The 20,178-nt window shown below is 71.2% G+C and carries 15 protein-coding genes and 1 pseudogene; 8 read left to right on the top strand and 8 right to left on the bottom strand.

Annotated elements, in window-relative coordinates; genetic code table 11:
• The first annotated feature begins 81 nt into the window (after nucleotides 1-81).
• Both TNCT6_RS38045 and TNCT6_RS38050 read left to right on the top strand, forming a co-directional pair.
• Nucleotides 82-669, top strand: a complete 588-nt coding sequence (locus TNCT6_RS38045; protein WP_141367713.1) for a TetR/AcrR family transcriptional regulator — start codon at nucleotides 82-84, stop codon at nucleotides 667-669.
• Between the two features lie 157 nt (nucleotides 670-826).
• Nucleotides 827-1,076, top strand: a pseudogene (locus tag TNCT6_RS38050) (dihydrofolate reductase family protein); the annotation flags it as partial.
• 166 nt (nucleotides 1,077-1,242) lie between these two features.
• Here the strand turns inward: TNCT6_RS38050 and TNCT6_RS38055 are convergent.
• The 8 genes from TNCT6_RS38055 to TNCT6_RS38085 all read right to left on the bottom strand — a co-directional run bounded on the left by TNCT6_RS38055 (nucleotide 1,243) and on the right by TNCT6_RS38085 (nucleotide 13,315).
• Nucleotides 1,243-2,460: a PP2C family protein-serine/threonine phosphatase gene (locus tag TNCT6_RS38055; protein ID WP_141367714.1), complete on the bottom strand. Its 1,218-nt coding sequence runs from the start codon at nucleotides 2,458-2,460 to the stop codon at nucleotides 1,243-1,245.
• Nucleotides 2,461-2,714: 254 nt separating this feature from the next.
• On the bottom strand, nucleotides 2,715-5,366 hold the full coding sequence (locus tag TNCT6_RS38060; protein WP_253266531.1) for a SpoIIE family protein phosphatase/ATP-binding protein: 2,652 nt from the start codon (nucleotides 5,364-5,366) through the stop codon (nucleotides 2,715-2,717).
• 333 nt (nucleotides 5,367-5,699) lie between these two features.
• Nucleotides 5,700-7,265 (bottom strand): serine/threonine-protein kinase, encoded by a 1,566-nt coding sequence (locus tag TNCT6_RS38065; RefSeq protein WP_141367715.1) that lies wholly within the window; start codon nucleotides 7,263-7,265, stop codon nucleotides 5,700-5,702.
• 244 nt (nucleotides 7,266-7,509) lie between these two features.
• Nucleotides 7,510-7,773: a hypothetical protein gene (locus TNCT6_RS38070; protein WP_141367716.1), complete on the bottom strand. Its 264-nt coding sequence runs from the start codon at nucleotides 7,771-7,773 to the stop codon at nucleotides 7,510-7,512.
• A 341-nt stretch (nucleotides 7,774-8,114) separates the two neighbouring features.
• On the bottom strand, nucleotides 8,115-9,359 hold the full coding sequence (locus TNCT6_RS38075; protein WP_141367717.1) for an MFS transporter: 1,245 nt from the start codon (nucleotides 9,357-9,359) through the stop codon (nucleotides 8,115-8,117).
• 337 nt (nucleotides 9,360-9,696) lie between these two features.
• Nucleotides 9,697-11,529 (bottom strand): ABC transporter ATP-binding protein, encoded by a 1,833-nt coding sequence (locus TNCT6_RS38080; protein WP_141367718.1) that lies wholly within the window; start codon nucleotides 11,527-11,529, stop codon nucleotides 9,697-9,699.
• Nucleotides 11,530-11,640: 111 nt separating this feature from the next.
• The gene (locus tag TNCT6_RS41835; RefSeq protein WP_301184436.1) at nucleotides 11,641-11,763 is read right to left on the bottom strand and encodes a hypothetical protein; all 123 of its coding nucleotides are present in this window, start codon (nucleotides 11,761-11,763) and stop codon (nucleotides 11,641-11,643) included.
• Between the two features lie 595 nt (nucleotides 11,764-12,358).
• On the bottom strand, nucleotides 12,359-13,315 hold the full coding sequence (locus TNCT6_RS38085; RefSeq protein WP_141367719.1) for a LysR family transcriptional regulator: 957 nt from the start codon (nucleotides 13,313-13,315) through the stop codon (nucleotides 12,359-12,361).
• Nucleotides 13,316-13,422: 107 nt separating this feature from the next.
• Here TNCT6_RS38085 and TNCT6_RS38090 point away from each other — a divergent pair, with 107 nt between their 5' ends.
• Genes TNCT6_RS38090 through TNCT6_RS38115 form a run of 6 tightly spaced genes read left to right on the top strand, consistent with a single transcriptional unit; the run spans nucleotide 13,423 to nucleotide 20,171 of the window.
• Nucleotides 13,423-14,295: a xanthine dehydrogenase family protein subunit M gene (locus TNCT6_RS38090; RefSeq protein WP_141367720.1), complete on the top strand. Its 873-nt coding sequence runs from the start codon at nucleotides 13,423-13,425 to the stop codon at nucleotides 14,293-14,295.
• A gap of 1 nt (nucleotide 14,296) precedes the next feature.
• Nucleotides 14,297-14,818, top strand: coding sequence for a (2Fe-2S)-binding protein (locus tag TNCT6_RS38095; protein ID WP_141367721.1), 522 nt, complete (start codon nucleotides 14,297-14,299; stop codon nucleotides 14,816-14,818).
• Nucleotides 14,815-17,187, top strand: coding sequence for an aerobic carbon-monoxide dehydrogenase large subunit (locus TNCT6_RS38100; RefSeq protein ID WP_141367722.1), 2,373 nt, complete (start codon nucleotides 14,815-14,817; stop codon nucleotides 17,185-17,187). Before TNCT6_RS38095 ends, TNCT6_RS38100 begins: the two co-directional genes overlap by 4 nt.
• Before the next feature lie 9 nt (nucleotides 17,188-17,196).
• On the top strand, nucleotides 17,197-18,123 hold the full coding sequence (locus tag TNCT6_RS38105; RefSeq protein ID WP_141367723.1) for an XdhC family protein: 927 nt from the start codon (nucleotides 17,197-17,199) through the stop codon (nucleotides 18,121-18,123).
• The gene (locus tag TNCT6_RS38110; protein WP_141367724.1) at nucleotides 18,116-19,024 is read left to right on the top strand and encodes a MoxR family ATPase; all 909 of its coding nucleotides are present in this window, start codon (nucleotides 18,116-18,118) and stop codon (nucleotides 19,022-19,024) included. Before TNCT6_RS38105 ends, TNCT6_RS38110 begins: the two co-directional genes overlap by 8 nt.
• Nucleotides 19,017-20,171 carry a VWA domain-containing protein gene (locus TNCT6_RS38115; RefSeq protein WP_141367725.1) on the top strand — a complete coding sequence of 385 codons (1,155 nt, stop codon included), beginning with the start codon at nucleotides 19,017-19,019 and terminating at the stop codon, nucleotides 20,169-20,171. Before TNCT6_RS38110 ends, TNCT6_RS38115 begins: the two co-directional genes overlap by 8 nt.
• Nucleotides 20,172-20,178 lie beyond the last annotated feature (7 nt).

Genomic DNA, 20,178 nt, shown 5'->3' on the forward strand with positions numbered 1-20,178 from the left:
ATCTAACTGGATAGATACATACCGTAGGGCGACTGCCCGCGGGTGTCAATAACTAGATAGTTACTTGCTAGGGTGGCGAACATGCCACGGAACTCCAGTGCCACCAAGGCCCGGCTGCTCGACGCCGCCTTCACCGAATTCGCCGCCTACGGCATCGCCGGCGCCCGAGTGGACCGGATCGCCGAGGCGGCGGGTGCGAACAAGCGGCTGATCTACGTCTACTTCGGCAACAAGGAACAGTTGTTCGACGAGGTGCTGCAACGGGCGATGACAGAGGGCGCCGAGTCGGTCCCGTTCGACGTCGAGGACCTGCCCGGATACGCCGGCGCGATCTTCGACCACCTCGTCGCCCGGCCGGACCTGATGCGCCTGCGACTGTGGAGGCTGCTGGAACGCCCCTCCGTCGCCGGACTCGAACCGCACGCTTTCCGACGCAAAACCGCGGAAGTGGCCGACGCGCAGCAGCGCGGCGATCTCGCCCCGGAGATACGGCCGGACGATCTCCTGACCATGGTCCTCGCCATGGCCCAGGCATGGTTCTGGGCCGCCGAGGACGTCGATCCCGGACAGGTCAGCCGGTCCTGGTCGCCGGAGCGACTGGCCCTGCACCGTTCGGCAGTCGTCGAGGCCGCCCGCCGGATCAGTCAGAGAACTGCTGAGGGCTCGTAACACGATCCGGTCGTTCGCCGGCAACGTCACCCAGTGCTCCGACCGGGAAGGTTCGCCGGGTTGCTGTCCCGGCTGTCCGGGGCGGACGCCGGGTCCGTGACGCAGCAGCCGTCGGCCGAGCAGCGCTGCGCGGGCCTCGACGGTCAGCCGCACGCATGCGGCCCGCGAGCGCGCCGAGGTGGCGTCGTCGGACAGCGGCACAGACCTCGACGTCGTCCTCATGGGCGGCGGCGCCACGATCGGCGCGGCGCTCGGCGCCGGCCTGGTCGACGTGCTGACGCTGCACCTCATGCCCGTCCTGCTGGGCGCAGGGACCACTGTTCCCCGGCGGAGCGCCGCGCACACTGGTGCGGCGAAGTGTGACCTCGACATCGACCGCGACGCACCTGACCTACTACGTTCTCTGACGACGTCGTTGCCGACCTGTACATCGCGTAGTCAACTGCGCCCCGGTGGGGCACCGTTCGTCGTGTGTTTCAGCAGTCACTCCTGACCATGTGCGACTCCGTTCACGGATCGATTCCTCGTGCACGCGGTGCCGGATGGATCGCCGGCTGATCCGCACCGACCCGCTCAACGTGTCATGCCGGGATCGGAGATGGTCTCCGAGTCGGGTGCCCGGTCGCCTTCTCTGGCGGGCCGAGCAGGTGGGCGGTCGGCTTCCTCGGTGGACACTGGCCGGCGGCTGCGTTGGACGGCAACCATGGCCGCGTCGTCGGCCAGGTGTCCACCGGCGTGGGCGAGCAAGTCGGTGCGCAGGTGATGGACCAGCACGGAGGGGCTGTGGTGGCCCCAGGAGCCGGCGCGCTCGGCCAGCGGGTAGAAGACGCCCCGGGCATCCCGTGCCTCGATCACCCCGTCGGTGTGCAGCAGCAGCGTGTCTCCGGGTTCGAGCGCGAAGGTGTCGACGCGGTAGCGGTGACCGGTCAGTGCGCCCAGTCCCAGCGGTGGCGCGGGGCAGGTGGCGTGCAGTGTGGAGACGTTCCGGCCGTGCAGCAGTACGGGTGGCGGATGCCCGCAGGTGACCATGTGCACCTGGGGCAGCGCGTCGGGGATGTCGAGGATGGCGGCGGTGATGAACGACTCCCCGGCCGCCCCCGACTCGGTGGAGTCGGTCAGGTTCCAGTACACGCTGTGGTCCAGGTAGGACGCGAGGTCGGGGAGGGTGGCCTGACGGTGTGCGCCTTCCCGGAAGGCTCCCAGCAGCAAAGCGGCGTCGCTGATCGCGGTCAGGCCCTTGCCCATCACATCGCCGATGATCAGCCGGGTACCCGTGGGAGTGCGGGCGGCCGCGTACAGGTCGCCGCCGATCAGGGACTCCTGCTGCGCCGCCATGTACACCGATCCCACCCGCAGCGGACCGATCCGCCGCGGCAGCGGCCGCAGCACCACCCGCTGCGTGGCCTCCGACACCATCCGCACCAGCGCCAGCTCACGGGCGTGCCGCTCGCGCAGATATCGGAAGACGGTCACGATCACCGACACCACCAGCAGGGCGATGAACTGGGAGCCGAAGGACATCGTGCCGCCCAGCAGGTGGCCGCTCTGAAGACCGATGACGAGCATGCCCACCACAGTCAGAGCGGCAATCGCCCCGGTGACGAGGGTGGAGGCGAAGGACGCAGCGAGCGCGGGCGCCACGATCAGTAGCGACGGGCCCAGCGGCAAACCATGTGGGGCCAGTACGTCGACCAGCACGATCGCCACGATCAAGCCCAGCGGAAGCGCCAGCAGAGCGTCACCGGCCTGCCGTGAGCGAGGGCGGTGTGAAAACCGCTGCCGCAGGCGCATATTTTCTACTTACACCCTCCCGGGCGGCACCGCAGGTGCATGCAGCACCCACGGACCCGGGTGACCGTTCCCGGACGGCCGGTTTCAACCTGCTCGGCGGCCGCGTCGCCGAGTTGCTGGGCAGGCGGCGGATGTTCCTCACCCGGCTGGGCTTCTTGTCGCGGCAGCGATGGAGGGAACCCGCCGCGGCGGCCGTCGGCGAGCTCGTGTGGAGACGGTCGCGACCAGGTCCTGGGTCGGGCATCGTGCCGGTCTCACTGCACGGGGGCCGCGTCGGCCAGGAGGGAGCCGGCGCCGTCCGGCGTGCCGGGGAGGGCCTGTTCGGTCCAGATGATCTTGCCGCGGGGGGTGTAGCGGGTTCCCCAGCGCTGGGCGAATCGGGCCACGAGGAACAGGCCGCGTCCGCCCTCGTCGGTGGCGGTGGCCCTGCGCAGGCGGGGAGAGGTGCTGCTGCCGTCGGCAACCTCGCAGATCAGGGTGCGGTCGCGCAGCAGGCGCAGGCGGATGGGCTCGGTTCCGTAGCGGATCGCGTTGGTGATCAGTTCGCTGATGATCAACTCGGTGGTGAAGGCGATCTCCTCCAGGCCCCACACCTCGAGCCGGCGGCCGGCACCGTCGCGGACACGGCGGACGGCCGCGGGGTCCCGTGGTACGTCCCAGGCCGCGACCTTGGTGGGGTGGAGCAGGCGGGCGCGGGCTACCAGCAGGGCGATGTCGTCGCGGGGGTGGTCCGGTCGCAGGGCGTCGAAGACTGCCTGGCAGGTGTGCTCCGGATCGCGGGCCGGGGTGTGCGCGGGTTCGGTGAGGGCCTGCCGCAGCAGGGCGAGGCCGGTGTCGATGTCCCGTTCACGTGTCGCGATCAGGCCGTCGGTGAACAGCACCAGGCTGGACCCTTCCGGCAGCCGCAGTTCGACGGTTTCAACGGGCAGGCTGCCGCCCAGGCCCAGGCCCAGGGGCGGGGAGCCCGGTATGTCGGGGAGGACGACCGTGCCGTCCGGAAGGACCAGGGCGGGTCCCGGATGGCCGGCCCTGGCCAGGGCGACCTGTTGGTCCACCGGGTCGTAGATGGCGTAGAGACACGTGGCCCCGGTGACGTCCTGCTCACCCTCTGGCCCGTCCTGGTCGATCCGGGTGACCAGCTCGTCGAGACTGCCGAGCAGCTCGTCGGGGGGCAGGTCGAGGGCCGAGAAGTTGTGCACCGCGGTGCGCAGGCGCCCCATGGTGGCGGCGGCGTGCAGGCCGTGGCCGACGACGTCACCGACCACCAGGGCCACGCGGGCTCCGGACAGGGGGATGACGTCGAACCAGTCGCCGCCCACCCCGGCCTGGGCGGGCAGGTAGCGGTGGGCGACCTCCAGCGCGTTCTGCTCGGGCAGAACGCGGGGGAGCAGGCTGCGCTGCAAGGCGACGGCCACGATGTGTTCGCGCGTGTAGCGGCGGGCGTTGTCGATGCATACCGCGGCGCGAGCGGCCAGCTCCTCGGTGACCGGGAGATCTTCTTCCTCGAACCGGCCGCTGTGCTCCGAGCGCCAGAAGGTGACCAGGCCCAGCACCACGCCGCGGGCCTTGAGCGGCACGCTGATCAGCGAACGGAGCCCCAGGTCGGGCACCAGACGGGCAAGCTCCGGTACCCGCGCGACCCAACTGGGGGAGACGGTCAGATCCCGCTCCAGCACCGCGTGCCCGCCGGCCAGGGCCATCGCCATCGGGGTGGCCGCGTCCCGGACGACGCGCTCGCCGGCCGCGGGCAACGGAGGTTCCTGCCTCACGCCGCGGCACGCGATGCGGAGCAAACCCGCCGTGTCCCCGGGCTCGGCGCCGTGCAGCACGGGCTCCAGCAGCTCGACGGTGGCGTAGTCGGCGAAGCGGGAAGTCGCGACCTCGGCGACCTCCTCCGCGGTGCGCTTCACGTCCAGGGTGGTGCCTATCCGCATGCCCGCCTCGTACAGCAGCCGCAGCCGCTGCTGGGCCCGCTCGGCCGAGCCCGCGAGCGCCCGCAACTCGGTGGCGTCCCGCAGCGTCACCGCACAGCCCGCCTGTCCGCCGTAGGGAGCGGTGGGCCTCACGTTCACGGCCAGCAGCCGTTCCCCCGCGAAGTGCATCTGGTCGGTGACCGGACGGTCCGCCGTCAGCAGGTCGACCATGCCCGCATCCAGGCCCAGGGCGGCGATGGGGCGCCGCTCCACGTCCGGGGGCAGATCCAGCAGCCGCCGGGCCTCGTCGTTGGCCAGCATCAGCCGCCCGTCTCCGGCGGTGATCAGCACGCCTTCCCGGACGGCGTGCAGCACGGCGTCGTGGTGCTCGTACATGCGGGTCACCTCCGCCGGGCCGAGGCCGTGAGTCTGCCGGCGCAGCCGTCGGCTCACCAGCGCCGATCCGCCCGTACCCAGGGCGAGCGCGACGGCGGCCGCCCCCAGTACCACCGGCACCTGCCGCTTCACGACCGCGTTCACGCGCTGGACGGTGATCGCGACGGACACCGCACCGACGATCTTCCCGTCCGCCCGGATGACGGGCACGCCCGAGTCCACGGCCGGGCCGCGGGAGGTGGTGAAGGTTCTCGTGACGGTGAGGCCCTGGACCGTTTGCTGCTGATACGGGCCGATGACGCGCTTCCCGATCAAGGAGGGATCGGGGTGGGTGATACGGATTCCGTCGCGGTCGAAGACGACGACGAAGGCGACGCCGGTCTGCTTACGTACCTGCTCGGCACGCGGCTGCAGGATCGCGGTGGGATTGCGACCGGTCAGCGCCCGCGCCGTCCCCGGTGCGCTCGCGAACGTGTGGGCGACCGCCAGTGTGCGAGCACGGGCGTCCTGCAGGCTGTCGCGCTGGGCCTGGAGCACCAAGGCCGCGACCGCGGCAATGACCAGGGCGGCCACGACCGCCGCCTGCAGCAGGAACACCTGCCCGGCGACGCTGCGCCCAAGCCCCCGTACGCGCGACCACCAGGACGGGGCGCGGCGGGGAGATTCCCGGGGGCACTCGTGATGGGCGAGCTCAGGGCCGGGGATTGAGGAACACGTGTGCCGTCGGCGCAGTGACCATGGCCATGAGACCGGCAATAGCCTGGAAAGTCCCACCACTCTTCTTTTCTAGCATCGCGTGGCTCCGGAGCCCGGATTCCGGCGCGAGAGGCGAACTGTGCTCCGGGAGCACAGGAGAAAAGGGCTCGACAGCGATGGAGCGCAGGCTGTGAGGGGTCTCGATGGCACCGCCATAACGGCCTCCCGCATCCACTAGGAACGGGTACAGCGGCCGGTCGGCCGGTCGGCGGGTGGGCGGCACTGGAGGGGGAAGTCGGCGGCGCTCGTGCTCAGGTAGCGGCCGATGCACGCGTTGGCCGTGGTTCTGCCGCGCGCGGCGCAGAAGGCCAGTGCGGAGCGTCCGTCGGTGAAGGGGCCCGGAACGTAGATCACCCAGTAGCCCGGGCGCAATGACGCATAGGAGTCGCTGCGGAGCACCTCCGCTTCGGGCACCGACCGCCGAATCGTGGCGAGCCGTTTGTCACGGTCGGCGATGCCCGCGCTGACGGGATCGGAGTAGAGCTGGGCGACCCAGCGGCCGTCAGGCAGGGGAGGCTGTTCGGCCGGGGCGGCCGAATGCGTCGCTTCAGCGGTTGGCCGTCCCGTCGGATCCGTCGTCGCGCCCGATGTTGCGTCCTTCGTCGGGGCCGGCGATGCCCCGGCAGTCCGCTCGGGCGGGGAACTCGCCGCAGTGGTCGCCGGCCGCGTGGACGCCGTGCTCGGCGAGGTGCCCACCGCACTGTTCGCCCCGTCGTTCCCCGGACCGCGAAGTGTCAGCACCAGCGCGGTCGTCACGGCCGCGGCGGCCGCCAGCACCGCCGCGGCCACCGCGATGACGGCCGGCTTCCGGTTCCGCGGAAGGCCGGGCGCGAGGGCGGATCTCGGGGTGTCCACCTGGGTGGGCGGATACCCGGGAGGAAGCGCCGGGGCCGGCGGCACCGACGCGGTGAGCGTCGGCTGCTCCCAGTGAGGGGCCGAGCCGGACTCCACCCGCGCGAGCATCGCGTCCAGCCGCTCGGCGTGCGGGCGGGCCGCCGGGTCGCGTACCAGCAGAGCCCGGAGCACGGGGGCAAGGGCGCCGGAGCGCACCGGCGGCGGCACGGGTTCTTCGAGCACCGCGGCGAGGGTGGCGAGTGTCGTGGCACGCCGCAGTGGGCTGACGCCCTCGACGCTCACATACAGCAGCAGGCCGAGCGACCACAGGTCGGACGCGGGGTCGTCGTCGCGGCCGCGGATGCGCTCAGGAGCGATGTACTCGGGCGATCCGACGAGTTCGTCCGTCGCCGTCAGCGAGGTCGAGCCCCGCATCCCCGCGATGCCGAAGTCGGTGAGCACGGCCGTTCCGTCGGCGCGCAGCAGAACGTTGGCGGGTTTGACGTCCCGGTGGTGGATGCCGACCGCATGGGCGGCCCGCAACGCGGACAGCACCTGACGTGCCAGGCCGGCCGCCTCCACGGGCGTCAGCGGGCCGGCCGAGAGCCGTTCCTGGAGGGAGGGCCCGGGCACCAGCTCCATCACGAGCCACGGGTGGGGATCCGTATCGACGATGTGATGGATGGTCACGACGTTCGGGTGATGGAGCCGGGCCAGCGCCCGCGCTTCGCGCAGCACGCGCTCACGCGAGACGTCCGACACCTCCGCGTCCGACCGCACGGCCTTGAGCGCGACCTCCCGTTGCAGCACCGAGTCCCTCGCCCGCCACACCGTCCCCATTCCGCCGCTGCCGAGCTGTTCGATCAGCTGGAAGCGTCCGTCCACCAGGTCTCCCCCTGCACCCATGCGCATCAGGTTAGGGACTGTGCGAGATTACGGAAGGCGGTTGTACCCGGTATCACGCCGAGGCCCGGCAGTAGGCATCGTCCGGGTCGTTCGCGGTGTGGGAGCTCTGCTCCCGCACGCACCTGGCTGATAAGAGCGGATGTGACCGAACGGACCGGCCTCCGGCACGTCCCTTCAAGGACGTGCCGGAGGCCGGTCGGATCGCCGTCGCTCCTGTCGGTGGGCGTCGGCGGTGGTTGCGGGGTCAGCGGCGGCAGTCCCGGTGGGCGGGCTGCCAGACGCGGGTCCAGTAGCCGGCGTGCCTGGCGCGGTGGTGCCGGTCCTGGTATCCCGGGTGCCACAGCCGTGCCCAGTGGCCCGGCGCCTCCACGCAGTGGCGCGATGGCGCCGGCGGCTGGTGGTGTTGCGGCGCGGCCGACGCGGTGCCGACCGTGCCGACGACCGCGCCCGCGGCCAGGGCCACCGCCGCTGCACCCAGGGCCGCAGCCCTCTTCAACCCGTTGATCATGTTCAGGCCTCTCTGTACGAGTCGGGGCTGACGCCCCGTCACTTCCCGGACCGCTTCGGCCGGGAACGCACCGATCCTCCACTTCGCGACACCCCCGAAATGCCGAAAAACACTGTCTATTGCGAAATGCAAATGGATTTCTCATGTGGCTCAAATGTTCATATATGTGTGTCAGGTGTAGCGCGTCATGAGCCGACTTCAGGGCGATCAGCGTGCGCCCGTATGCCCGCGGGAGCCCTCGCGTGCGCGTCATGGAGGCCAGGGCGCGACCTTTCTCGGGCCGTGGGCTTGATCAGGTCGAGCGTGTGATCGGGACGTGAGCGAGAGCGCCGTGGCGCCCGTCAGGTGCGGCTCGGTGCCGGTTCCGGCTTGGCGAGAGGCGCCGCCGCGCGACGGGGGAGCAGCAGCGGCGTGGCCAGCAGGAGCGCGCCGGCCAGGCCGATGGCTGTGCGCGGGCCGAGGAGGCCGCCCAGCACACCCCATGCGGCTGTCAGGAGCGCGGTTGTGGCTTTGGTCGTTACCGTCCAGGCGGTCAGTGTGCGGGTGACCCGGTCGGTCGTGGTGCGTTCGAGGCGGTAGGTGGCGGAGACCGGGTTGAAGACTCCGCAGCAGAAGATGAGCCCGAGTTCGATGCCCATCACCAGCAGCAGCCCTGCGGTGCCCGGCCCCAGGAAGGCCAGGCCGAGGGGCCAGAGTGCGCGCAGCGTTCCGGTCACGACCAGGACTTGGTGTTGTCCGTACCGGGTGACGAGTGGTCGGGCCAGCCGTGAACCGAGCAGTCCACCGATCGAGGGTGCGGCGAAGGCGAGGCCGTACTGCCACGGCGCGAACCCGAGTCGGCCGAGCATCAGGACGGCCAGCAGCGGCTGGGCGGCCATCACCAGGGCGTTGAACAAGGCGGTGTTGAAGAACAGCGGGCGCAGCGTGGCGTCGGCGAGGATGTACCGCCAGCCGTCGAGCAGGTCCCCGGCCCGCATGCGCGCGGTCTCCCGGCGTTCGGGCCGCGGCTCGTGCCCGCCCATCGCGCGGATGCCCAGGGCCGAGAGCAGGTAGCTGACCGCGTCGGCCACCACCGTCGCCACCGGGCCGAGGAGCCCGATCGCGGCGCCGCCCAGCGGCGGTCCGATGATCGTGGTCGTCCAGGACGTGGACTCGAATCGGGCGTTGGCGATGAGCAGGTCCTCGGCCGGCAGCAGCGTCTTCAGGTACGCGCCGGAGGCGGCGCGGAAGGTGATGTCGGCCGCCGCGACGACGACCGAGACCAGCAGGAGCTGAAGGAAGGTGAGCACGCCGAACACGAACGCGGTGGGGATCGTCAGCAGCGCTGCGAACCGGACCAGGTCCGTCGCGATCAGCACCGGCCGCTTGCGGCGGAACTCCACCCACGGGCCGAGCGGCACCGCCACGGCCGCGCCCACCGCGGTCCCCACGGAGGAAAGCGCGGCGACTTCTGCCGGTCCGGCGTGCAGCACCCGGATGGCGATCAGCGGGAACGCGCCGAAGGCGAGCCACGTGCCGAGCGCGCTGGTCCCGTACGCTCCCCAGAGCCACCCGAACCGTCGGCCCAACCGGTGCCCGTTCCTCATGCCCGACGCCCCTCGTCACTCACCCGCACAATCGATCCGCGATCGGAAGTATCAAAGCGAGCACCATGCCCGGGGATCAAACAACCACAGGACGACCCAGCCACAACCAGCGGTTGTGACCACGGGGTGTCGCCATGGACCTCGGCGCCGTCCGGACCTTCATCGTCGCCGCCGACGCGGGCCCGCGGCTCGTGGGGCAGGCTGAACGCCGTCGATCATCGATGTTCACCTGAATCCTCGACATTCACGTCACCCACAAGACGCCCGCCAGCAAGCAGTGGCCGGGTCGGTCGGGAACAGGTGCGGCCACCGCGTGATCATCGGGGCTGTGCGGACTCTAGAAGATCGTGCGGTCGCGGGTACGGCCCGCGGACGGTGTGAGGCCACCGTGGTCACACAGCGCGCAGGGCCGGCGTGCCGTCCGGCCGCCCGCGGTCGGCGCCGGCAGCAGCGCCGCCAGCCTCGCGTACGTCCCATTACGGGCCAGGAGTTCCGTGTGCGTGCCCGCTTCCACCAGGCGCCCGGACTCCACCACCAGGATGCGGTCCGCGTCCGCCGCCAGACTCAGATCGTGCGTGATCATGATCGTCGTACGGCCTGCCATCAGACGGCGCAGTGGCTGGACGACCCGGCGTGCGGCCAGGCCGTCCAGACCGGCCGTGGGTTCGTCCAGGATCAGGACCGGGGCGGAGCGCAGCATCGCGCGGGCGATCGCGATGCGCTGGAGCTGTCCGCCGGACAGGGCCGCCGTGCCGGGGGCGATGTGCGTGTCGTAGCCGTCGGGGAGCGCGGCGATGAAGTCGTGCGCCGCCGCGTCGCCGGCCGCGCGTTCGATCTCCTCGCGGCTCGCACCGCGCCGCCCGGCCTCGATGTTCTCGCGGATCGTGCCGCTGAGGACCAGGGTCTGCTGGGGCAGCAGGGTCACGTTCTCGCGCAGGAACTCCAGCGGCAGGTCCGTCAGCGGGACGCCGTCCAGGCGGATCACGCCCGCCGTGGGGTCGTAGAAGCGGGTGAGGAGTGTGGAGAGCGTGGACTTGCCCGCGCCGCTCGGGCCCGTGACCAGGACCAGTTCGCCGGGGCTCGCGGCGAACGTGATGTCCCGCAGGGACGCGTGCTCCGCACCCGGGTAGCGGAAGGACACCTCGTGGGAGGTGACCCGGCCGCGCACCGGCCAGGGGGCGACGGGCCGGGCCGGGTCGGTCACCGCCGGCTCGGCGTCGAGGATCTCGTTCAGGCGTTCGGCACCCGCGGTGGCGGCGGTCAGGGTCAGACCCAGCTGGCCGAGGCTGCGGAGCGGCGGGTAGAGGTAGCCGAGGAAGGCGGCGAAGGCCAGCAACTGGCCCAACGTCATACGGCTTTGGGAAATCTCCCACGCCCCGAGCCCGATCACCGCGAGTACGCACAGCGTCTCGACGACCTCGACGAACTGTGCGTACATCTCGCTCGCCCGCGCGCCCCGGACGGATGCCCGCATCCACGCGCGCGCCTCGTGTTCGAGTCTTTCCTCCTCCGCCCGCCTGCGGTTGTACGCCTGGGTGAGGACGACATTGCCGAGGGACTCCTCGACGACCGAGGTGATCGCGCCGTCGGCGGCCCGCTCGTCCTGGGACGCCTCCTTGATGCGGCCGGAGAAGCGGCGCGCCGTGAGGAGGAACAGCGGCGCCAGGAGAAACGTGGCGAGGGCCAGGTCCCAACGCAGCCAGAACGCCGCCGTCGCGTAGAAGACCGCGGAGAAACCGGCGGAGACCGTGCCGACGAGCCCCGACACGACCATCTGTTCGATGGCCTCGACGTCGCCGGTCAGGCGTGCCAGCAGATCGCCCTGGCGGTGTCGCTGGAAGAAGTGCGGCGGCAGGTCCTGGACGTGGCGGAAGACCTTCGCCCGCAGGCGCAGGACGAATCTCTCCGCCGTCCGGACGGCGAGCGAGTTGCCCAGGTAGCCGACGAGCGCGCCCAGCGCGGCAGCACCCAGCCAGGCCGCGGCCGGCCCCCAGAAGGCGGCGAGCGAACCCGCCTTCAGGGCGTGGTCGGTGAGCTGGGCGAAGAGCAGGATCGACGCGGTCTCGGCCAGCGCGGACACGATCACGCACACGATGATCAGCGCCAGCCATCTGCGGTCGCCGCGGGTCAGCGGCCAGAACCGGGCGAACGCGTCCTTGACGTCGCGCATGTCGGCATCAGCTCCTCTTCGGCTCTTGGGGTTCTCGTCATTCGGTCGCCGGTGACATGGCCGAGGCGGGGCCCCGGAGGTGTTCCGGTGACCCCGCCTCGTGGCGAGTCGTCAGCGCTGGTGGCCGACCGGTCGGCACCACTCGTGCTTCTTCCGGGTGTCCCCCTTGGGGGCGTGCTTCCTCGGGGCCGGCTTCTCGGTCCTCTTGATGGGGGCGATCTTGTGGAAGCTCATGGGATTCTCCCTCTTCGGTGAATGGTCGGACAGCGTCCGGGAGTGAATTTCTTGCCGACCGCTCACCAGGTGTGAACTGAATTCATGACACCGGCGCCGGTCGGTTTTCCCGGTCAGGTTCGACCCGGCGGGCCGGGCGCCCTGCGCAGGTGGCTCAGCGCTGGTGCTCGCGGCCGATGGGGCACTTCCGCGCGTGCTTCTTCGGGGCAGGCTTCCTGGGCTCCGGGACGGGCTTGCGGTGCTTCCTGACCGGGACGATCTTGTGGAAGCTCATGGGCTTCTCCTCACTTGCCTGCGGGTGGATTCCCTCTGCCGTAAGCGGTGTTCGCTTTCGACATGGAAGACATTACGGGATCCCCGGGCCGGGAAAGGGCAATTCGTATGAGACCCCGATGAAATGCACCTGAATCAATTTTCAGGAGATTCGTGGAACCGGGGCGCTGCTCACACAGAATTTATTATGGGCCTCACCTGGAACTTACCGGGGGAATTTTTTTGATCCGAGAAGATTCATGTCGGTCGGAGCCGCGGAGGACTGGTGGGCGAAATGGCCGGCCGGCGGACGGGGCGCACTGCTGTCCCGGTCCCTGTTCTGTCACGCGCCCCAGAGCGTGACGTACACCGGGGGCCGGAACCGGGAGGGCGGGACACCCACGCCGGGCGCGCGCATGATGCGGGTCGCCGCGGGCGTGTGCAGGAAGTGCAGGAACGCGTCGGTGGCCGGGGAGCGACGCTCGGCCCGCAGGGCGGTGGCGTGCCAGATGGCGTCCGACGGCGTGGCCGGGGTCTCCAGCACGCGCAGCTCGTCACGCCGGATGCGGGGCGACACCAGATGGGCCAACGCCGGTGCCACCCCCGCGCCCTCGGCGGCAGCCGCCCAGGTCGCGGCCTGGTTGGGGAACACCCACACGTGCCCTTCGGCCACTCCGAGCCGACGCAGCAGCCGCCCGGAGTCCGCGTCCGGATCGGTCCCGGAGGAATCGACCAGCCACGACCACCGCGGTGGCGGACCGGGCGGCCGCGGCGACCTGGCACCGATCACCACGACCAGCTGGGTGCGGAACAGCGGCTCGCTGACCAGTTCGCCCCCATGGCCGGCGCCGAGATACGGCCCGAGCGCGACGTCGACCAGCCGGTTCTCGACCAGCACCCGTATCTCGTTGCCGGCGGCCACCCCGAAGGAGGTCTCCGTCCTGTGCCCTGAGCGGCCGGCGAAAGCCTCCACGAGCGAGGGGAGCACGAACTCGGCCAGCGTGCTCGTGGCGACGACCCGCAGCTCGTCGGGTGCACCCCGTGCCGCCCGTACCGCCGCCTCGGCGTCCGCGTTCAGCGCGACCATCTGCGACGCGACCGGCAGCAGCCGCGCGCCCGCGGGCGTCAGACGCATCCCGCCGCCGCCGGTGCGCCGGATGAGCGGATCGCTGTAGTGGGTGCGCAGCGCGGTGAGCGCCTGCGATACGGCGGACTCGCTCACGCCCAGGGCTCGCGCCGCGGCGCCGACCGAACCGAGCCGGGCGACCAGCACGAAGGTGCTGAGCTGTGTGACGGTCACTACCCGATTTTCCTGCGTTCGGACGGATAAGTGAATGCTTATCGACCCATTGCCCGGCCGGTGCGGAAGAGCGCAGCCTGAAGGGCACAGCGTTTCAGGAGGGCCCGATGCAGGTTCCAGCTGCCTTCCAGTACGAGACGGCAACCAGCGTTGAGCACGCGATCGAGCTGCTCACACGCTACGGCCCCGAGGCCCGGGTGGTGGCGGGCGGACACAGCCTGCTGCCGATGATGAAGCTGCGGCTGGCGCAGCCCGAAGCCCTGATCGACATCAACGGCCTCGGCGAGCTGGCGCTGATCCGGGTGGACGGGCACGACCTGGCCGTCGGAGCGATGGTCCGCCACGCGGAGCTGCTCGCCTCGCCGGTCGTCGGCGAGCACTTCCCCATCCTGCGGGACGCGGAACGGGTCATCGCCGATCCGCTCGTACGCAACCGCGGCACCGTGGGCGGCTCGCTGTGCCAGGCGGATCCGTCGGAGGACCTGTCCGCGGCGTTCTCGGCACTGCGGGCGGCTCTTGTCGTTCAGGGCCCCGGCGGCAGGCGCACCATCGGGATCAGGGAGTTCTTCCTCGGTCCGTACGAGACCGCACTGACCGAAGCGGAGCTGCTGGTGGAGATCCGAGTGCCCATCCGTTCGCACGCCAGCGCCTACCGCAAGGTCGAGCGCCGGGTCGGCGACTGGGCGGTCGTCGCCGCGGGAGCGGTGCTGGAGATCACCGACGGGGTCGTCACCGAGGCCGGGATCGGGCTGACCGCGGTGGGTGCCCCCCGGTTCGTGTCCGAGCAGGCCGAGGACTTCCTGCGCGGCGGACGGCCGGACGACGAGAGCTTCGCGCAGGCAGGCCGGACCGCCGCGCAGGAGTGCAGGCCGACGGCGGACCAGCGCGGCCCGGTCGACTACAAGCGGCATCTGGCCGGGGAGCTCACCACGCGGGCGCTGCGCGTCGCCGCCGCACGTGCCCGGGGGCAGGAGGCGTGACATGCGGATCACCGTGAACGTGAACGGCGAGCAGCACACGAGGGACGTGGAGCCCAGGCTGCTGCTCGTGCACTTCCTGCGCGACGAACTCGGACTCACCGGCACCCACTGGGGCTGTGACACCTCCAACTGCGGGGTGTGCGCCGTCTGGCTGGACGGGACGCCGGTCAAGTCCTGCACGGTGCTCGCGGTGATGGCCGACGGCCATGAGGTGCGGACCGTCGAAGGACTGGCGCACGGGACCGAACTCGACCCGGTGCAACAGGGATTCATCGCCTGCCACGGGCTGCAGTGCGGCTTCTGCACGCCGGGGATGATGATGACCGCCCGCTGGCTGCTCGACCACAACGCGGACCCGTCCGAGGAGGACATCCGGGAGGCCATCTCCGGACAGATGTGCCGCTGCACCGGTTACGAGAACATCGTGCGTTCCATCCGCTGGGCTGCCGAGCACGGAGGCGGGGCGCGGACCGCGGACACGGCCACCGAGGCGGCGCCCGGCCGCGAGGAGGTGCGGGCATGACGACCACCGAGGAACGGCCGGTCGGTTTCGGGCGGATGCCCCGCAAGGAGGATGCGCGGTTCGTCCGCGGCCACGGGACCTACGTCGACGACGTACGGCTGCCCGGGATGCTGCACGGCGCGATCCTGCGCAGCCCGCTGGCGCACGCCCGGATCGTGTCTGTCGACACCAGCGCCGCCGAAGCGCATCCGAAGGTCAAGGCCGTGATCACGGGGGAGACCCTGGCCGGTCTCGGGCTGGCCTGGATGCCCACGCTCTCGTACGACACGCAGGCGGTGCTCGCCACCGACAAGGTGCGCTTCCAGGGCCAGGAGGTCGCCTTCGTCGTCGCCGAGGACCGCTATGCCGCCCGGGACGCCCTCGAGCTGATCGACGTGGAGTACGAACCGCTCCCCGTGGTCGTCGACGCCCGCCGGGCGCTCGACCCGGACGCGCCGGTGATCCGCGACGACAAGGACCAGCAGACGGACAACCACATCTTCGACTGGTCGGCGGGCGACAAGGAGCGAACCGACGAGGTCTTCGCGGCGGCCGGAGTCGTGGTGGAGGAGGACATGCTCTACCCGCGGGTGCACCCGGCGCCGCTGGAGACCTGCGGCACCGTGGCGGACATGGACGCCATCACCGGGAAGCTGACGGTGTGGTCCACCACCCAGGCCCCACATGCCCACCGCACGATCTACGCGATGGTGGCGGGCATCCCTGAGCACAAGATCCGGATCATCTCCCCGGACATCGGGGGCGGCTTCGGCAACAAGGTCGGCATCTACCCCGGTTACGTGTGCGCGGTCGTCGGCTCGATCGTCACCGGCAAGCCGGTGAAGTGGGTGGAGGACCGCTCGGAGAACCTGATGAGCACCTCCTTCGCCCGTGACTACCACATGCACGGCGAGATCGCGGCGACGAAGGACGGGAAGATCCTGGGCCTGCGCGTCCATGTCATCGCCGATCACGGCGCGTTCAACGCCACCGCACAGCCGAGCCAGTTCCCGGCCGGATTCTTCGGTGTCTTCACGGGCTCGTACGACCTGGCCGCCGCGCACTGCGCCGTGACCGGCGTCTACACCAACAAGGCCCCCGGCGGCGTCGCCTACGCCTGCTCGTTCCGCGTCACCGAAGCCGTGTACCTGGTCGAGCGGATGGTCGACGTGCTCGCGGACCGGCTCGGCACGGACCCGGCCGAGCTGCGGATGCGCAACCTGCTGCGGCCCGGGCAGTTCCCCTACCGGACGCAGACGGGATGGGAGTACGACTCCGGCGACTACCCGCGCGCCCTGCGGCTGGCCATGGACATCGCGCACTACGAGGACCTGCGCCGGGAGCAGACCGAAAAACGCCGGCGCGGCGAGCTGATGGGCATCGGGGTCAGCTTCTTCACCGAGGCTGTCGGCGCGGGCCCGCGCAAGCACATGGACATCCTGGGACTGGGCATGGCCGACGGCGCCGAGCTGCGGGTCCACCCGACCGGCAAGGCCGTCCTGCGCATCTCCGTGCAGACCCAGGGGCAGGGCCACGAGACGACGTTCGCGCAGATCGTCGCCGAGGAACTGGGCATCCCGCCCGAGGACGTCGAGGTGGTGCACGGCGACACCGACCAGACCCCGTTCGGGCTCGGCACCTACGGATCCCGCTCGACTCCGGTGTCCGGAGCCGCGGCCGCGTTGGTCGCCCGCAAGGTACGCGAACGCGCGAAGATCGTCGCCTCCGCGATGCTCGAAGTGAACCCGGACGACCTGGAATGGGAGAAGGGCCGCTGGTACGTCACGGGCGACCCCGACCAAGGACGGACCATGGCCGAGATCGCGCTCGCCGCACACTCCACCCTGGAACTCCCGGAGGGTGTCGAGGGCCACTTGGACGCGACCTGCGTCTACAACCCGCCGAACCTGACCTTCCCGTTCGGCGCATACATATGCGTCGTCGACGTGGACGCGGACACCGGCCAGGTGAAGGTCCGCCGGTTCATCGCCGTGGACGACTGCGGCAACCGGATCAACCCCATGATCGTCGAAGGTCAGGTGCACGGCGGACTCGCCGACGGCCTCGGCATGGCGCTCATGCAGGTGATCGCCTTCGACGAGGACGGCAACTGCCTCGGCGGGTCGTTCATGGACTACCTCCTGCCCACCTCGGTCGAATGCCCCTCGTGGGAGCTCGGCGAGACCGTCACCCCCTCCCCGCACCACCCCGTCGGGGCGAAGGGCGTCGGCGAGTCCGCCACGGTGGGCTCGCCCGCCGCGGTGGTCAACGCCGTGGTCGACGCGCTGAAGCCGCTTGGCGTGCGCCACGTCGACATGCCGCTGACGCCCGCCGCGGTGTGGCGGGCCGCCCAGGGCCGGCCGCTGCGCACCGACATGGCCATCACCTGAGGCCCCGTGATGACGAACACCGAACTGCTGACCCGCGCGGACGAACTCCGGCACGGCCGGACCCCATTCGTCCTGGCCACCGTCGTCCACGTGGAACGGCCCACGAGCGCCAAACCCGGGGACAGCGCACTCGTGCTGCCCGACGGCACCGTCGAGGGCTTCGTGGGCGGCAGCTGCGCCGAGACGACGGTGCAACTGCAGGGCCTGCGCGTACTGCGGACCGGCGAGTCGCTGCTGCTGAGAATCACGCCCGGCGCGGACACCGGCACCGAAGGCCCGCAGGAGCCCGCCGAAGGCCTGGTCACGGTGGTCAATCCCTGCCTGTCGGGTGGGACGCTCGACATCTTCCTGGAGGCCAACCTCCCTCCAGCGCTGGCGTACGTCTACGGGCACGCCCCCATCGCCCGCGCTCTGCTCGACCTCGGCCGTGTGCTCGGCCTCGACGCCCGACCGGCCTCGCCCGGAAGGCCGCTGCCGCCCGATCTGGACGTCGTCGTCATCGCCACGCACGGCCGTGACGAGGAGACCGTACTGGTCGAGGCCGCACGCGCCGGGGTCCCGTACATCGGGCTCGTGGCCAGCCCGAAGCGCGGCGCGGGGGTGCTCACCGCACTGGACCTCACCGAGGAACAACGCGCGCGCGTTCACACCCCGGCCGGGCTCGACATCGGCGCGCGGACCGCGGCGGAGATCGCGCTGTCGGTGTACGCCGAGATCATCGCACTGCGGCCCCCGGCGGCCCGAGCCGCGCGCCGCCGAGCCGAATCCGCCGCGCCGCAGACCCTGGCCGAGGACGTGGATCCCGTGTGCGGCATGACCGTAGCGATCACACCGGACACCCTCGCGCTGGACCGGGCCGGCAGCAGGGTGTACTTCTGCGGGCCGGGGTGCCGGCACGCCTTCGCCGACGATCCCTCCCATTACGCGCATGCCTGACCTCGACCCCCTCGTACCCGATGTCCCCGCCCTGCGCTCGCAGCTCGGCACAGTCGGCTACCTGGCCGACGACGATCTGGCCACGGCGCTGCTGCTGGCCGTGCGCATGCGGCAGCCGATCCTGCTGGAGGGCGAGCCCGGCGTCGGCAAGACCGAGGCGGCCCGCGCGCTCGCCACCGTGCTCGACACCCCGCTGATCCGGCTGCAGTGCTACGAGGGGCTGTCGTCCGCCGAGGCTCTCTACGAGTGGAACTACCCACGGCAACTACTGGCCATCCGGCTGGCCGAGTCCCGCGGAGAGCCCCTGCGGGACGCCGACCTGTTCACCGAGGACTACCTGCTGCCACGGCCGCTGCTCGCCGCGATCTGCCACCCGGGACCGCGGCCGGCGGTGCTGCTCATCGACGAGGTGGACCGCGCCGACGACGAGTTCGAGGCGTTCCTGCTGGAACTGCTCGCGGACGCCGCGGTCACCATCCCCGAACTCGGCACCCGGACGGCTGTGGTGCCGCCGGTGGCGGTACTGACCTCCAACCGCACCCGGGATCTGCACGACGCGCTCAAACGCCGCTGCCTCTACCACTGGATCGCCTACCCGGACACCGCACGAGTCGCCGCGATCATCCGCAGACGGGTACCGGAGTCGGCCGAGTGGCTGGCGGAACGCGTGGCGCGCGGGGTGGCGCGCCTGCGTGTCCGCCAGGAACTCACCAAGCCGCCCGGCATCGCCGAGGCGATCGACTGGGCGGGCGCGCTGCACACGCTGGGCTTCTCCGTTCTCGACGCCGACGCCGCCGACCGCACCCTGGGGGCGGTCCTCAAGTACGCCGAGGACCTGGAGGCCGTGCGCCGGACCGGACTGGCGGAGCTGGTCGACGCGGAGGCCCGCTCCGATGCCTGACCTGCCTGACCTGCCTGAACTGGTCGCCTCGTTCACCGCCGCCCTGCACGATGCGGGGATCGCGGTGGGCCCCGACCGCACCCGGAGCTTCGCACGGGCGCTCACCCTGCTGGCACCGTCGACGACGCGCGAACTGCGGCACTGCGCGCTCGCCACCCTGGTGTCAGACCCCGAGCAGATCGAGCTGTTCGACACGGTCTTCCACGAGGTCTTCGCCGGCCCGGCCGACCGCGAGGCACAGCGCGGGCAACCCGGTGACCCGCCCCGATCGCTCCCGAACACCGTTCCCGGCCGCGTCCCCGGCACCCGGAAGGACACCGCGGACGGACGAGGCCGGGACGCCGACGCACAGCCGCGGACGGCTCCCGTGCCCCTCGCCGCCAGTCCGCTCGACCGTCTCGCGGGCCGCGACTTCGCGGACCTGTCCGCCGAGGAACTGGCGCGGCTCTCCGAGGTGATGCGCACCCTCGTCCTGCGCACTCCGACCCGGCCGTCCCGCCGACGCCGCACAGCGCACCACGGTGCGCGCATCGACGTGCGCCGCACCCTCTCCGCCAGCCGGCGCACCGGCGGATACCCGCTGCGGCTGTACCGCTTCGCGCCCCGCGACCGCCCCCGCGACCTCATCGTGCTCTGCGACATCTCCGGATCGATGGAGCCCTATGCCCGCGCGATGCTCCAACTGCTCTACTGCGCCGCCCGTGCCACCCGCGCCGAGGTCTTCACCTTCGCCACCCGGCTCACACGGCTCACGCCCGTCCTGCGGCGGGGCGGGCCGGACGACGCCCTGGCACGGGCCGGACGGGCGGCTCCGGACTGGTCCGGGGGCACCCGGATAGCGGACTGCCTGGCGGAGTTCAACGAGCGGTTCGGCCGGCGTGGCATGGCGCACGGCGCCGTGGTCACCCTCATCTCCGACGGCTGGGACACCGGCGCGCCCGCCGACCTCGCCACCCAGATGGCGCGGCTGTCCCGGGTCGCCTACCGCGTCGTATGGGTCAACCCGCGCACGGCAAGCCCGCGCTACCGTCCGCTCGTGGCCGGCATGGCTGCGGCACTGCCCTACTGCGACGCCGTCGTCAGCGCCCACAACCTCGCGGCCCTGGACGACTTCACCGCCGCGCTCTACGGCCGGCGCCGCCGATGATCCCGCA

This window comes from Streptomyces sp. 6-11-2, from assembly GCF_006540305.1.
Lineage (GTDB): Bacteria > Actinomycetota > Actinomycetes > Streptomycetales > Streptomycetaceae > Streptomyces.

Excerpts from the sequence above, each read along its gene's own strand:
- TNCT6_RS38065 (WP_141367715.1), bottom strand. The coding sequence starts at position 7,265 with ATGGGTGCAGGGGGAGACCTGGTGGACGGACGCTTCCAGCTGATCGAA.
- TNCT6_RS38115 (WP_141367725.1), top strand. The coding sequence starts at position 19,017 with ATGCCTGACCTGCCTGACCTGCCTGAACTGGTCGCCTCGTTCACCGCC.
- TNCT6_RS38105 (WP_141367723.1), top strand. The coding sequence starts at position 17,197 with ATGACGAACACCGAACTGCTGACCCGCGCGGACGAACTCCGGCACGGC.
- TNCT6_RS38075 (WP_141367717.1), bottom strand. The coding sequence starts at position 9,359 with ATGAGGAACGGGCACCGGTTGGGCCGACGGTTCGGGTGGCTCTGGGGA.
- TNCT6_RS41835 (WP_301184436.1), bottom strand. The coding sequence starts at position 11,763 with ATGAGCTTCCACAAGATCGCCCCCATCAAGAGGACCGAGAAGCCGGCC.
- TNCT6_RS38055 (WP_141367714.1), bottom strand. The coding sequence starts at position 2,460 with ATGCGCCTGCGGCAGCGGTTTTCACACCGCCCTCGCTCACGGCAGGCC.
- TNCT6_RS38095 (WP_141367721.1), top strand. The coding sequence starts at position 14,297 with ATGCGGATCACCGTGAACGTGAACGGCGAGCAGCACACGAGGGACGTG.
- TNCT6_RS38090 (WP_141367720.1), top strand. The coding sequence starts at position 13,423 with ATGCAGGTTCCAGCTGCCTTCCAGTACGAGACGGCAACCAGCGTTGAG.
- TNCT6_RS38100 (WP_141367722.1), top strand. The coding sequence starts at position 14,815 with ATGACGACCACCGAGGAACGGCCGGTCGGTTTCGGGCGGATGCCCCGC.
- TNCT6_RS38070 (WP_141367716.1), bottom strand. The coding sequence starts at position 7,773 with ATGATCAACGGGTTGAAGAGGGCTGCGGCCCTGGGTGCAGCGGCGGTG.
- TNCT6_RS38110 (WP_141367724.1), top strand. The coding sequence starts at position 18,116 with ATGCCTGACCTCGACCCCCTCGTACCCGATGTCCCCGCCCTGCGCTCG.
- TNCT6_RS38045 (WP_141367713.1), top strand. The coding sequence starts at position 82 with ATGCCACGGAACTCCAGTGCCACCAAGGCCCGGCTGCTCGACGCCGCC.
- TNCT6_RS38080 (WP_141367718.1), bottom strand. The coding sequence starts at position 11,529 with ATGCGCGACGTCAAGGACGCGTTCGCCCGGTTCTGGCCGCTGACCCGC.